This window comes from Zhouia amylolytica AD3 (genome assembly GCF_000511935.2).
Classification (GTDB): Bacteria; Bacteroidota; Bacteroidia; order Flavobacteriales; family Flavobacteriaceae; genus Zhouia; species Zhouia amylolytica.
This window is the reverse complement of record NZ_AYXY01000001.1, coordinates 314,932-328,533: the sequence shown is the minus strand read 5'-3', so window position 1 is coordinate 328,533 and position 13,602 is coordinate 314,932. Positions and strand designations below refer to the sequence as shown.

At 39.0% G+C, this 13,602-nt stretch carries 11 protein-coding genes; 4 read left to right on the top strand and 7 right to left on the bottom strand.

Annotated elements, in window-relative coordinates; all coding sequences use genetic code 11:
* The first annotated feature begins 18 nt into the window (after window positions 1-18).
* Both trpA and P278_RS16365 read left to right on the top strand, forming a co-directional pair.
* Entirely contained in the window at window positions 19-780 is a 762-nt protein-coding gene (gene trpA / locus P278_RS01620; RefSeq protein ID WP_038261215.1) for a tryptophan synthase subunit alpha, read from the top strand.
* A 60-nt stretch (window positions 781-840) separates the two neighbouring features.
* The gene (locus P278_RS16365) at window positions 841-975 is read left to right on the top strand and encodes a 30S ribosomal protein THX (protein ID WP_074978689.1); all 135 of its coding nucleotides are present in this window, start codon (window positions 841-843) and stop codon (window positions 973-975) included.
* Here the strand turns inward: P278_RS16365 and P278_RS01615 are convergent.
* The 5 genes from P278_RS01615 to P278_RS01595 form a co-directional block, all read right to left on the bottom strand.
* The gene (locus tag P278_RS01615; protein ID WP_038261212.1) at window positions 972-1,631 is read right to left on the bottom strand and encodes a uracil-DNA glycosylase family protein; all 660 of its coding nucleotides are present in this window, start codon (window positions 1,629-1,631) and stop codon (window positions 972-974) included. The genes P278_RS16365 and P278_RS01615 overlap by 4 nt on opposite strands.
* A 659-nt stretch (window positions 1,632-2,290) precedes the next feature.
* Window positions 2,291-3,049 (bottom strand): peroxide stress protein YaaA, encoded by a 759-nt coding sequence (gene yaaA / locus P278_RS01610; RefSeq protein WP_038261208.1) that lies wholly within the window; start codon window positions 3,047-3,049, stop codon window positions 2,291-2,293.
* On the bottom strand, window positions 3,046-3,705 hold the full coding sequence (locus tag P278_RS01605; protein ID WP_038261204.1) for a VOC family protein: 660 nt from the start codon (window positions 3,703-3,705) through the stop codon (window positions 3,046-3,048). Before P278_RS01605 ends, yaaA begins: the two co-directional genes overlap by 4 nt.
* An 84-nt stretch (window positions 3,706-3,789) precedes the next feature.
* Window positions 3,790-4,827 (bottom strand): RluA family pseudouridine synthase, encoded by a 1,038-nt coding sequence (locus P278_RS01600; RefSeq protein WP_038261201.1) that lies wholly within the window; start codon window positions 4,825-4,827, stop codon window positions 3,790-3,792.
* A 4-nt stretch (window positions 4,828-4,831) separates the two neighbouring features.
* Window positions 4,832-5,383 carry a PASTA domain-containing protein gene (locus P278_RS01595; RefSeq protein WP_038261198.1) on the bottom strand — a complete coding sequence of 184 codons (552 nt, stop codon included), beginning with the start codon at window positions 5,381-5,383 and terminating at the stop codon, window positions 4,832-4,834.
* A 190-nt stretch (window positions 5,384-5,573) separates the two neighbouring features.
* On the opposite strand from P278_RS01595, the gene P278_RS01590 reads away from it, so the two are divergent.
* Complete coding sequence (locus P278_RS01590) at window positions 5,574-6,557, top strand: D-alanine--D-alanine ligase (RefSeq protein WP_038261194.1); 984 nt, start codon at window positions 5,574-5,576, stop codon at window positions 6,555-6,557.
* 121 nt (window positions 6,558-6,678) lie between these two features.
* Window positions 6,679-7,140, top strand: a complete 462-nt coding sequence (coaD, locus tag P278_RS01585) for a pantetheine-phosphate adenylyltransferase (RefSeq protein ID WP_038261190.1) — start codon at window positions 6,679-6,681, stop codon at window positions 7,138-7,140.
* Between the two features lie 122 nt (window positions 7,141-7,262).
* Here the strand turns inward: coaD and P278_RS01580 are convergent, their stop codons facing one another.
* Window positions 7,263-9,089 carry a right-handed parallel beta-helix repeat-containing protein gene (locus tag P278_RS01580; RefSeq protein WP_038261188.1) on the bottom strand — a complete coding sequence of 609 codons (1,827 nt, stop codon included), beginning with the start codon at window positions 9,087-9,089 and terminating at the stop codon, window positions 7,263-7,265.
* A gap of 1,846 nt (window positions 9,090-10,935) precedes the next feature.
* The gene (locus P278_RS01570) at window positions 10,936-12,600 is read right to left on the bottom strand and encodes a SulP family inorganic anion transporter (protein WP_038261182.1); all 1,665 of its coding nucleotides are present in this window, start codon (window positions 12,598-12,600) and stop codon (window positions 10,936-10,938) included.
* Window positions 12,601-13,602 lie beyond the last annotated feature (1,002 nt).

Sequence of the window (13,602 nt, the reverse complement as noted above, 5' to 3'; positions counted from 1 at the left end):
TACCCAATACGTATAAAAATGAATAGAATTCATAAAAAGTTAGAAGAAGACAAGAAGTTACTCTCTATATATTTCACGGCAGGTTATCCCGACCTGGAAGATACCGTTCCGATTATTGAGCGATTACAAAACAACGGGGTCGATATGATAGAAATCGGATTACCATTTAGTGACCCGCTTGCCGACGGACCAACCATTCAGGAAAGCTCTACCAAAGCTCTGAAAAATGGGATGACGACCAAAAAACTGTTCGAACAACTAAAAGACATTAGAGAAACGGTACATATTCCACTGATCATAATGGGTTACTTCAATCCCATGATGCAGTATGGTGTAGAAGCATTTTGCGCCAAATGTGCAGAAATAGGTATTGACGGCCTCATTATACCCGATCTTCCCGTAGATGTTTATGAAGAAGAATACAAAACCCTATTTGAAAAATACGGACTCTCCAATGTCTTCCTTATTACACCACAAACCTCAGACGAACGAATTCGTTTTATTGATTCAGTTTCAGACGGTTTTATCTACATGGTAAGCTCTGCCAGTGTTACCGGTGCCAAAAACACCTTTGGTAATGTGCAGACGCAATATTTTGAGCGTGTCGATCAACTCCAACTTAAAAATCCTCAAATTGTAGGATTTGGAATTAGTAATAAAGATACCTTTAATGCTGCCACGAAATTAGCAAAAGGAGCCATTATCGGATCTGCCTTTATAAAGACCCTGAACAGTAAAGGAATTGATGGAATCGAAGAATTTGTAAAGTCTATTCGTTAATAATTTGACTTCAATTACCTATTTTATTAAATTGTAGCTAAACCAATAATAATTTATAAAATGGGTAAAGGAGATAAGAAAACGAAACGGGGCAAAATCCATATCGGGTCTTATGGAAGACTGCGCCCTCGAAGAAGCAAATTCAAAGTAAAACCAGACCCGGTAAAAAGTGAAAAAGTAAATCAGAAGGCTTAACCTCTGAAATACTTGGCATATTGAACAACCCTGAAGTCAAGTGTATTGATTTCAGGGTTTTCTTTTTTCATGCGTTTATAATCTTGCAATGATCCCACAGCCCTGTTCGCTGCACCCGAAGGAGAAATCAATGAAACCGTTTTGATTATCCTCTTTCCCAATTGAAGATTATGTATTCTGGGCACATCCCCTGAAACCTCATGCAACACCTTACCAGTACCTTTCAAATGTTTTCTAAAAAAATATTCGGGTCCATTCTTACTATTACCGCCCATAAACAATAACGTATCAATCACTTCATGGACTTTTAAGATCCCCAGTAAATCACGCAACTCGATATCCTGCATCCCCAAATCAGAAGCATCTACTTTCGCTCTATAGGCCCTCTCTACGATATCACATATACCAATTTTGTGTTTTACTAAAAACGCTTTTCGCTCTTCAACAGCCTTATCGGTAGTTTCAAAACTGAGATTCAAATCAAAAATTCTGTCCAGAATAGGCCATAAATAACCATCACGACTCCCATAACAAAAATCTACATCCCCGGCTTTGAATTCCCCGGTCGTAAATCTTGGAGGCGGCAATGTACCCACGATCAGTTTCGTAGCCCCCTTAGGGATAAATGGCTCATATGGATGTTGATGCGTAAACAATGCTATACCAAAATACTATTAAAATTATAAAAACCCTAAAATTTGTCATTCCCTGCTTATCACGGAATCCATCCATTTTGTCATTCCGCACTTGTTGCGGAATCCATTCCCACTAGGCACTCCAAACCCATTGTCCTTCCACACCCCCCTGTCATTCCGCACTTGTTGCGGAATCCATCACCCACTAGGCCTTCTTCGCTCTCATTGTCATCCTATGTTTGTAAAGAAGATGGGATGACATTTATTCGAGGTTTCTTTTATATCGACTGTAATCAAGAACTGCGAAGCACATCACGAACACCTAATTTACAATTAAAAAAAGGTGAGTAAATAATGAGCGAAAAAACGAAAGTGCGAAACTTGTTTCAGGCATGTAGTTTTGAGAGCGAATGGTGCGATAGCAATTTCCTATTACAGTCTTGAATTTTTTGGTTCGTTTTTGTTTCAAGACAAAAATGAACAATAGATTATAATATTACATCCCATCATCACGAACGAAACAAATTAAAGTTTGACGATCCATTGAAGGATGGTATTTAACATTTAGAGACTGCAACCCCGATCATTATCCTTCTCACCATAACAGAATCCATCCACCTGTCATTCCGCACTTGTTGCGGAATCCATAAACAACGCAATCACAAAACAATACCAACCAACTACCGTATAAACATCAATTCATTTTCCGAAGACATCTCCTCACTATAACCATAACCCTCATAATTAAAACCCTTCAGGGCTTCAATACTATCCACATCATGATCAATAACATAACGAGTCATATACCCTCTGGCCTGCTTAGCATACGTCATAATCGTTTTATACTGACCATTTTTAAAATCCTTAAAATTAGCCGTGATCACAGGTACCTTTAAAGCCTTCTTATCGATGGCCTTAAAATACTCATTACTCGCAAGGTTCAAAAACATCTCATCATCCTCCAGCTCCTCGTTAAGAGCTTTAGTTATTTTTTGCTTCCAGAATTCATATAGATTCTTGTTCTTCCCAACCGGAAACTTAGTCCCCATTTCCAATCGGTAAGGTTGAATCAGGTCTAATGGCTTTAAAATCCCGTAAAGACCAGAAATTATACGAACGGTATCTTGTAATTTATCCAGCTTTTCCTCCGGAATTTCATAAGCATCTATCCCACGATAAACCTCTCCGCTAAATGCATAAACAGCCTGACGGGCATTATCCGGGGTAAAAGGCAAACTCCATTCTTGATTTCGCTCATAATTCAATTGCCCCAGACTGTCAGAAATACTCATGAGCTTTGAGAGACTCTTAGCAGACTTTTTCTTAAGCAATTTGTTGATACGTTCCGCTTCCCCCAGAAAACAAGCTTCTGAATTTATGGCCGTTGGAACATGCGTTTCAAAATCAAGTGACTTTGCTGGTGATATAACTAATTTCATTCCTTATCTGATATTAAAATTATTCCGTTTTTATATTCAAAATTATAGTCCCCGACAACTTGAAGATCGGTCACAGCAATGTCGTCTCCTGTGGGGAACCATTTTTTTTCATCTTTATTCACTAAAATAAATAACCCCTCTTCATCTCCGGCTGCACAAAACTTGGCAAAAGACCCGTCGAAAACCGGTAATTCCTTTTGTTTATTCAAAATAAAATAGATGCTTTCAATCTCCGTGGTTGCAATTCCAACTTCACTAATATGGAGAACACATGTACTTTGAAAATCTGCTATCCTATCTACATTTAAATTTCTTCGGGCAATGAATTCAACAATATTACGATCGGCATCATAAAAATATAAAGCTCTCGCATTCCAACTCGAAAAATCGATGATTTCCTCACCCTCAAAAGGTAATAAAGTGACCCGCTCCTTCAACCAGGTTAAAGCCTTATTTTCACTAAAGGGGGGAATATTAAAGGCAAAATGATAAGGCTTTGATGTGGAGGCTTCCACGAAACTCAACACACTACTTCCTGCCTGAAAAGAAATTTTAACCGGACTATCCGCCAATAATGAAAATTCCAACGTATCCCGATAAAAAGATCGTTGCTTTTCAATATTTGTAGTGTATAATATGAGTTCTTTAACCTTCATTTTAACTGAAGATAAAGTTAAGACTCAAAGCCGTTTTTAAGAAGAATTCCTTAAATTTTTATCTTATTTAATAATAATGATTATCTATTCAATATCTTTATGCTTCGCATAATGACGCCACTTATCAAGACAAGCTACCATATCTTCCGGAAGCTCAGAATCAAAGCGCATAAATTCACCCGTTACCGGATGTTCAAACCCTAAGGTTTTTGCATGCAATGCCTGACGTGGAAGGATTTTAAAACAATTTTCTACAAACTGCTTATACTTCGTAAACGAAGTTCCTTTTAATATTTTATCACCACCATAACGAGCATCATTAAAAAGTGTATGCCCAATATGCTTCATATGTACACGGATCTGATGCGTTCTACCCGTTTCCAGTTTACAAGAAACCAAAGTAACGTATCCCAATCGCTCCAACACTTTATAATGAGTTACAGCTTCCTTTCCATGACTGCCATCTTCATATACATCCATTTGAAGACGGTTCTTCTTATGACGTCCAATATGACCTTCTACAGTACCTTCATCCTCATTAACATTACCCCAAACCAAGGCAACATACTCTCGCTCACTTGTTTTTTCAGCAAACTGATTCGACAGGTGATTTAAAGCATGCTCAGTTTTAGCGATCACCAGGAGTCCGGTAGTATCCTTATCTATTCTATGCACCAATCCGGGACGGTTATCACTGTTGGCAGGTAAGTTGTCAAAATGATATACCAAGGCATTAATTAAGGTTCCCGAATAATTACCATGCCCGGGATGTACCACCATACCTGCAGGTTTATTCACCACCAGCAAAGTATCATCTTCATAAACAATGTCCAAAGGAATATCTTCCGGAGTCAACAAATGTTCATAGGGAGGATACTCAAAAAGCACCTTGACTACATCATTAGCCTTAACCTTATAGTTCTGCTTTACCGGTTTACCGTTTACATGAATATTACCATTTTTAGCAGCCTGCTGAATTTTATTACGTGTAGCATTCTCTATAAAGTTCATTAAAAACTTATCAACTCGTAATGGGGTTGATAACTTTCCGGCGTCAAAGCTGTAATGCTCATACAATTCATCATCCTGGTTATCCAATTCATGCTGATCCTCTTCCCTCATGCTATTATTTATTACCGTTTCCACAAACTAAATCTATCTTCGATTTCTTTGGAAGTAAATCTCCAGGCTGAATATCCTTACCCTCAAATCTAACACCCAATACCATATCCTTCCCGATATTATCCACATAGGTAACCTCTCCTACTTCCAACCCTACCGCTTTTATAATAGAAGTAGCGGTACGAAGCGTTTCCTGAATCACTTTAGGAACACTCACCTTACGGTATCCCGATGGGTTTATAGTTAAATATATTTTTCTACCCTCCTTCACCTTATTTCCCGCAGGTGGATTCTGTTCAATAACCGAATAACGCGGATATGCCGGATTAAAATTAGTGGAATCCAACACCACAAAATTAAGATTTGAATCTTCTAAAACCTGTTGCACCTCATTGATCGTCTTTTTAGATAGATCAGGAACTTCGATATATTCACCGTGATTAGTAGAAACTTTCAACCATTGCATAATTCCGAAAACCAAAAGAATCAGAACTACAACAGCCAAACCTAATTGTTTTAAAAATGACTTACTGGCAACAAATTTAATTAAACTCATAATTGTTATTTAAAGGGCAAACGAAGATAAACTATTTATTTCGGCGCTTTTTATTATAAAATGCAAATTTGTAAAATTTAGTCTACAAATATCAACTTTATTTTAGGAAATATATAAAACTGTTTTGATATGAATAGTTACAATAATAAATTGATATTTTTGTTTAACGTATTATTAATCGTTTTGGTACATGCAAAAGAACATAGCCATTATCATGGGCGGATACTCGAGTGAGTATATCATCTCACTACAAAGTGGAGATGTAGTTTATAACTATCTTGACAAAGACAAATACAACCTTTATAAAATTCACATCTATAAAGAAAAATGGGTATATGTAGATGAAGAAAATATTGAGATCCCTGTAGATCGAAATGACTTTTCAGTAACCATTAATGGAATAAGAATCACCTTTGATTGTGTCTTTAATGCAATTCACGGTTCTCCCGGAGAAGATGGTTATATGCAGGCCTATTTTGAACTGCTAAGAATACCTATTACAGGATGTGGTTTTTACCAATCGGCCCTAACCTTTAATAAGCGCGATTTACTTTCCACCCTGAAACCCTATGGTATTAAATCTGCTGAAGCCTATTATCTAAACGAGGGAGATGAAGTCAATGAAGATGAAATCATCGCCAAGGTCGGATTACCATGCTTTGTCAAAGCCAATAAAGCCGGAAGTAGTTTTGGAATCACAAAGGTCATGACCAAAGACGAACTGGCTCCAGCTATTGAAACCGCCTATAATGAAGACGATGAAATCATCATAGAATCCTTTTTAGATGGCACCGAAGTTTCTGTAGGGGTAATCACCTATAAAGGAGAGATCAAGGTCCTGCCGATCACTGAAATTGTTTCTGAAAATGATTTCTTTGATTACGAAGCCAAGTACCTCGGAAAATCACAGGAAATCACCCCGGCTCGTATCCCTGAAGAATGGACGGAGAAAGTGGCAGCAACCGCGAAGAAAGTATATCAAACACTCAAAATGAAAGGATTTAGCAGAAGCGAATACATCTTTGTAGATAACGAACCCTATTTATTAGAATTAAATACAACCCCTGGGTTAACAGAAGCAAGCATTCTTCCACAACAGGCCGAACATGCCGGCATCAGTTTATCAATGCTCTTCGAAAACGCCATAGAAGAAGCCTTAATTCAAAAATTGTAACTTTATGTAATGAAGTAAGTATTGATCTTTAACGTAAAACATCACGAAGAAAAATACGAATTTCCACGGGTGAATAATTTTGAAAAAAATTCACTTTAAACAACTTAAAAAAATCAAACAGATGAAACGAGCTGTTTTCCCAGGATCATTCGATCCGATTACATTGGGACATTATGATATCATAATGAGAGGGGTTTCCCTTTTCGATGAGCTTATTATTGCCATAGGTATAAATGCAGAAAAAAATTATATGTTCACACTCGATGAACGCAAACGATTTATCGAAGAAGCTTTTAAAGATGAGCCCAAAATAAAAGTCATGACCTACGAAGGCATGACAGTCGATTTCTGCAAACAGATCGATGCGCAGTTTATTCTCAGGGGACTCCGAAATCCTGCCGACTTCGAGTTTGAAAAAGCCATTGCCCATACCAACAGAAAACTATCAGAAATAGAAACAGTGTTTTTACTTACCTCCTCTGGTAAGTCATACATTAGCTCTTCCATCGTTCGTGACGTCATAAGAAATGGAGGAGATTATACCGGACTGGTACCGGAAACAGTTCGCTTACAACTCAAATAGCCATAAAGAGGTTATATATACAACAGCAGGTTAGGGCTCCCTAACCTGCTGTTTCTTTTTCGTTACATACCGAATCCATTAAATTCCGACAGCTACCGAAAACCCGGAAACGCTAACTTACACTACTTTATAATAAGATCCTCTGCCTCATCATATCCCCCCTCAAAATCGTTGTCCTGTATATCGTAGTTAATGACCCGCTCGAATAAAAATTTTGCTTTATTCCAATGAAAAGGACTGTAAGCAGTGTTCGTATCTATTACGTTATTTCTAAAGGTGATGCCATTAACAGATTTTGCATAAAGAATCGGACTGTCGAAGGTTTCAAAATAATTATTCTCAATAACGATCTTATCCCCATGAAAATAATTTTCCTGCGCTTTCAGGTTTGGAATCTCCGGATATATAGAAATCACGGCATTGGTAAATTGATAATAACTGGTAAGAGCATTGATAAACTTATTATTTCGAATAGTAACATCGGTACAGGATCCAGTCTCATACCATCCATTACAATCACCACACAATAATATGGCCGTACCCGAGGTATGATCAAAGATATTATTTTCAGCTACCGTTTTTAATGGCGTGCTGAACAAAGCACCACGAGCCCTGTTGTTACGAACAATGTTGTCCGAAAAGACGACTTCCGGGGTCCATTCGAGGTTTTCAATACCAAAAGCTTCCGTGCCGTTAATCTCCTGTGGAATCACGTCCTTGAATTCGATCTGAAATTCTTTCGCCCCCAGGTTCGTCTTACTATCTAAAGGCTTTATAGAAGCAATGGCCGTTTTCTCATGCAATACATCCATCGTGTTCGCTTTTACAAACTGAACCTCATCTCCCGGATAACCCCAATCAAAACCCCAGGCCTGCGAATGCATATATTTAGCATTCACTATCTTCTCAGAAACCCTTTTAGTAACTTTTAAATAGGTGCCATGTACATTAATAGCGTCGTCCATCATATTTTCATACAAACCATTCTTAGAGATAATCACCCCCTTGCATCCCGAAAAATGCGTTGCATCCGCCTGGGTCGTAAAATACCTCGGATCATCATCGCCTCTTAACGCAACATTAAAATTATTAAGATTGATATTCGCTGTCATTTGAGCTAACAACCCCATACCCTCTGCATAATGCACCGTAACCCCATCTAAAGAGACGTCATTGCTGTATTGGACAAAAATTCCCGGTGAAGGTCGATTCCAGGTGCGCATTACAATCACGGTTCCCGGAACTAAACGCGCGTCATCCCAGGGAGCTTTGATCAAATGAGGTGAAACCTCAACAACTCCTTTTACACCCATGCGAATATCACCGGTCTGATAAAGAATTCTTTTGGTATCTTTTTCAAAAGGGATTCCTGCTCCAGGCGTATGCTCCCAGCCCCTTCCCTTAGTGAATAAGACACTATCCTTTACACTATAAGACACCCAGGGTGCCAACTCATAGGTAATGCTTTTATTAATGGTATCATTCTCGACTATAGTAGCCTGAGCAATATGCGGATTTTCAAAATCTATGGAAAAATTTTTTAAAGTGATACCATCACATGCTGAAACAGCCATGGGCAACATTCTTCCATGAAAGATGAAGGAGGAATTTCCTCCGTCGAGGGTAACCTGTTTTAATCCATCAAAATTAAAAGCAGTACGCCTCGTCTTTACCTGGTCGTGATTCGAAATAAAATACAAGGTAGTATCGGCCGTTTCGGGAAAAAACTCATAACGTCCCTCGTCAAAGTTGATAACGATCTCTTTTCCCGGTTTAGAAGTCTCGGCAATTTCCTTTAAAGCATTAGCCAAAAGACGAGAATTATCAAACCCAGGTTCGGCCTTCAGACCAAAATCACTCATATTAAACACCGTCGTCTTACTGCAGGAAACAAAGAATAATGCCGACAACAACAGCGACGACACCAAGGAAGATTTAACTAGCCTCATAATGTATTAATTACAGATAAATTATTTTTAAAACACCTACAAACCTAGGCAATCATTAAAGCATATCAGCACATAACAGACTGGTTTTTTAACGAGCATAAAACAGATTATTCTCAAAAGTTATTTGCGAATTGAAAAATAGATCAAGAACTTTTAATAAAAATAATGGTATCGGAGTTATCTCCAGACCACTTTCGACCGAGATAACCCGAAGTATTAATCGCCCACTTCAACCTCCTTTCCCACCAAAATGTCATTCCGTGCGTGTCACGGAATCCATCCACCTGTCATTCCGCACTTGTTGCGGAATCCATCCCCACTGGGCACTCCAAATCTATGTCATTCCGTGCTTGTCTCGGAATCCATTCCCACTAGGCTTTCATTCTTCGCTCACTGTCATCCTATGTTTGTAAAGAAGATGGGATGACATTTATTCGAGGCTTCTTTATATCGACTGTAATCAAGAACTGCGAAGCACATCACGAACACCTAATTTACAATTAAAAAAAGGTGAGTAAATAAAGAGCGAAAAAACGAAAGTGCGAAACTTGTTTCAAGCATGTAGTTTTGAGAGCGAGTGGTGCGATAGCAATTTCCTATTACAGTCTTGTCCCGATAGCTATCGGGATTGGTTCGTTTTGCATCAAGAACTGCGCAGCACATCATGAGAACCTTTAAAAACAATAAACAACCGCTCGAATACAAAATGAACAATAGATTATAATTTGGGAGATCTTATGAAGGTTGGTGACTTCTTTTGAAGAGATTGCCACGCCTTGTTAACACAAGGCTCGCAATGACGTAACACAATTTCTTACCCCCTGCCCCCCTAAAGGAGAAAATTGTTTTCCTCCATGTCATTCCGCATTCATTGCGGAATCCATCCCCATCAGGAATCCACCCCCATTGTCATTCCGTGTTTGTCTCGGAATCCATTCCCACTAGGCTTTCATTCTTCGCTCACTGTCATTCCGCATTTATTGCGGAATCCATCCCCATCAGGAATCCACCCCCATTGTCATTCCGCACTTGTTGCGGAATCCATTCTCCTCTCAACACTCACTCTCCCATGTCATTCCGCATTTATTGCGGAATCCATCACCATCAGAAATCCACCCCCATTGTCATTCCGCACTTGTTGCGGAATCCATTCTCCTCTCAACACTCACTCTCCCATTGTCATTCCGCACTTGTTGCGGAATCGCTTGATTATATTTCTAATCGGATTTAAATGAAGGTTTTCATGAAATAGCTGTGGCTCAAGTGGAAGTGCGTTAGCGATAGCTAACAAAGCATAGGGCCAAGCGTTAATAAAACGTATAGTATACATTTTTAGCGAAGGAGCCAGCCGGCGCCAGGGAAGATTGGTGCGATAGCAAAAATTTCCTATAAACCTTCTTGATTTTTTGGTTCGTTTTGCATCAAGAACTGCGCAGCACATCATGAGAACCTTTAAAAACAATAAACAACCGCTCGAATACAAAATGAACAAGGAATATAAAATTATAAACGAATGGTTATAGCAATGACGTAACACAATTTCTTACCCCTGCACCCCTAAAGGGGAAAATTGTTTTTTCCTTTATGTCATTCCGCATTTATTGCGGAATCCATCACCCATTAGGCACTCCAAATCTATGTCATTCCGTGATTGTCTCGGAATCCATTCCCACTAGGCTTTCATTCTTCGCTCACTGTCATTCCGCATTCATTGCGGAATCCACACCATGTTATTAAGCATAATACCATAAAATTGCACCCCTAAAACCCCAATAAATTTATAACACGCTACAACAAAAAGAGCCCTGTGATTACACAGGGCTCTTTTTAATCTGGATAACCAAATCTATAATAATTTATACTCCGAAAGTGACTTTGGAAATTCTTCAGGATTCGCTGCCAGATGATAACGCGGATCATCAATAGCCTCCACGATCACTTCCCTGAATTTCGGACTAGCCTTATATAATAATGCTTTACAATCCTCACTAAGATGCTTCAATCGTATCGATTTACCTTCCGCCTCGTATTTTTCAACCAGGTTAAAAATAGCTTCCAAAGCAGAGTGATCACTTATTCTTGATTCGACAAAATCTATTTCCACCTTTTCAGGATCGTTCTTTACATCAAATTTATTGTTGAAAGCCTGGATACTTCCAAAGAACAAAGGTCCCCAGATCTCGTATATTTTAGTACCGTCTTCTTTCACTCGCTTACGAGCCCTGATACGTTTTGCACTTTCCCACGCAAATACCAATGCAGATATAATAACACCAACAAATACAGCGATAGCAAGGTCAAATATTACAGTAACGGCAGATACGATCACCAATACAAAGGCATCCGACTTTGGTATTTTTCTAATAATTCTAAAACTAGACCAGGCGAATGTATCGATAACCATCATAAACATCACCCCTACCAAAGCAGCAATTGGCACCTGTTCAATCAATTTATCTGTAAATAAGATAAAGGTCAATAAGGTTAAGGCCATCATCACACCAGACAATCTACCTCTACCCCCAGCTTTAATATTAATTACAGTCTGACCGATCATACCACAGCCTCCTGTACCACCGAAGAATCCGGAAAGAATATTACCTGCTCCCTGAGCCACACACTCCCGGTTACCATTCCCCCTGGTTTCGGTCAATTCGTCAACCAGGTTCATCGTCATTAAAGTCTCTATCAAACCAACACAGGCAGCCAAAAATGCATAAGGCAATATAAACGAAAGCGTATCCATATTAAAAGGAAGATTTGCCCACAGTTCCATATTTGGTGTTGGCAACTCCCCTTTCAGACCAGTTCCCCCTCCTTCAATAATATAAGAACCTACCGTAGAAACATTAAGATCAAAACCAACCACCACAAAGGTCGTTACAAGAATTGCCGTTAATGCCGCAGGTAACTTCTTAGTTAGCTTAGGCAAACCCCAGATAATTCCCATGGTAAGCAATACCAAACCAATCATGGTGTATAACTCGGCACCATGCATAAAAGTACTTATGTAGGTCTTCACACCATCAGCAGTAACCTCCAGAGTTTTATGAGAAAACATTTTTACCTGCGCCCAAAATATTACTATGGCAAGACCATTCACAAACCCTAACATCACAGGATGTGGAATAAGACGAACGAACTTTCCTAGTTTAAATACACCGGCTAAAACCTGAATAACCCCCATTAAGACCACACACGCCATCAAATAGAAAAACCCCATGTTTTCAACAGGCTGATCAAACAACATTCCCTTCGTATGACCTTCAGAGATCATACTAACAAAAATAACCGCTACAGCACCTGCCGCACCTGAAATTAAACCCGGCCGACCACCAAAAATTGCTGTGATCAATCCAATGATAAAGGCTCCGGACAATGCCATTAAAGGATCTATTTGCGCTACAAACGCAAAAGCTACCACTTCAGGTATCATAGCTAAGGAAACCGTAATTCCGGCTAAAACATCATCTTTAGTGTTGGGCATTATCTTTCTAATAAACTCAGTCATAATGGGTTAATTTAAAGGGCGCAAAAGTACTATTTATATATCACCCCGCAAAATAATCCCATTATCAAAAGGTTTTCTTATTACTTGTCATTCCCCACTCCCTGTCATTCCGTGCTTGTCACGGAATCCACACGATGTCATTCCGCATTTATTGCGGAATCCACTCTCAGCTCATCCCTGATCCACCTGTCATTCCGCACTAGGCACTCCCATTGTCATTCCGCATTCCCCCTGTCATTCCGCATTTATTGCGGAATCCATCTCACTTTTGTCATCCCGCACCCCACTGCCATTCCGCACTTGTTGCGGAATCCACTTTTTCGTATGGTTTCTAAATACCTATTCCAAGGATTAAAATTATTCCCAATGATAATCTTCATTCAAACACAATTCCCTATTCATTTCTTTTGACCACCCAAAAGAAACGAACCAAAGAAAAGGGCGCCCGTCGAGAGGTATTTTTGCTATCGCAAGGCTTGCAATGACGTAACACAATTTCTTACCCCTGCACCCCTAAAGGGGAAAATTGTTTTTTCCTTTATGTCATTCCGCATTTATTGCGGAATCCATCCCCCGCTAGGTCTTCATCGCTCTCATTGTCATCCTATGTTTGTAAAGAAGATGGGATGACATTTGTTTGGGGTTTCCTTTATATCGACTGTAATCAAGAACTGCGAAGCACATCACGAACACCTAATTTACAATTAAAAAAAGGTGAGTAAATAAGGAGCGGAAAAACGAAAGTGCGAAACTTGTTTCAAGCATGTAGTTTTGAGAGCGAGTGGTGCGATAGCAATTTCCTATTACAGTCTTGAATTTTTTGGTTCGTTTTTGTTTCAAGAACTGCGTAGCACATCATGAGATCCTTTTAAAAGAAATAAGTAATCAATCGAATACAAAAATGAACAATAGATTATAATTTGGGAGATCTTATGACACACTTTTTTAAACAGTCTCATGAAGGTTGGTGACTTCTTTTGAAGAGATTGCCACGCCTTGTTA

Bases quoted from the DNA above. Each gene is read 5' to 3' on its own strand.
- P278_RS01605 (WP_038261204.1), bottom strand. From the start codon at position 3,705: ATGAAGGTTAAAGAACTCATATTATACACTACAAATATTGAAAAGCAA.
- coaD (WP_038261190.1), top strand. From the start codon at position 6,679: ATGAAACGAGCTGTTTTCCCAGGATCATTCGATCCGATTACATTGGGA.
- P278_RS01590 (WP_038261194.1), top strand. From the start codon at position 5,574: ATGCAAAAGAACATAGCCATTATCATGGGCGGATACTCGAGTGAGTAT.
- P278_RS16365 (WP_074978689.1), top strand. From the start codon at position 841: ATGGGTAAAGGAGATAAGAAAACGAAACGGGGCAAAATCCATATCGGG.
- yaaA (WP_038261208.1), bottom strand. From the start codon at position 3,049: ATGAAATTAGTTATATCACCAGCAAAGTCACTTGATTTTGAAACGCAT.
- trpA (WP_038261215.1), top strand. From the start codon at position 19: ATGAATAGAATTCATAAAAAGTTAGAAGAAGACAAGAAGTTACTCTCT.
- P278_RS01600 (WP_038261201.1), bottom strand. From the start codon at position 4,827: ATGAGGGAAGAGGATCAGCATGAATTGGATAACCAGGATGATGAATTG.
- P278_RS01570 (WP_038261182.1), bottom strand. From the start codon at position 12,600: ATGACTGAGTTTATTAGAAAGATAATGCCCAACACTAAAGATGATGTT.
- P278_RS01595 (WP_038261198.1), bottom strand. From the start codon at position 5,383: ATGAGTTTAATTAAATTTGTTGCCAGTAAGTCATTTTTAAAACAATTA.
- P278_RS01580 (WP_038261188.1), bottom strand. From the start codon at position 9,089: ATGAGGCTAGTTAAATCTTCCTTGGTGTCGTCGCTGTTGTTGTCGGCA.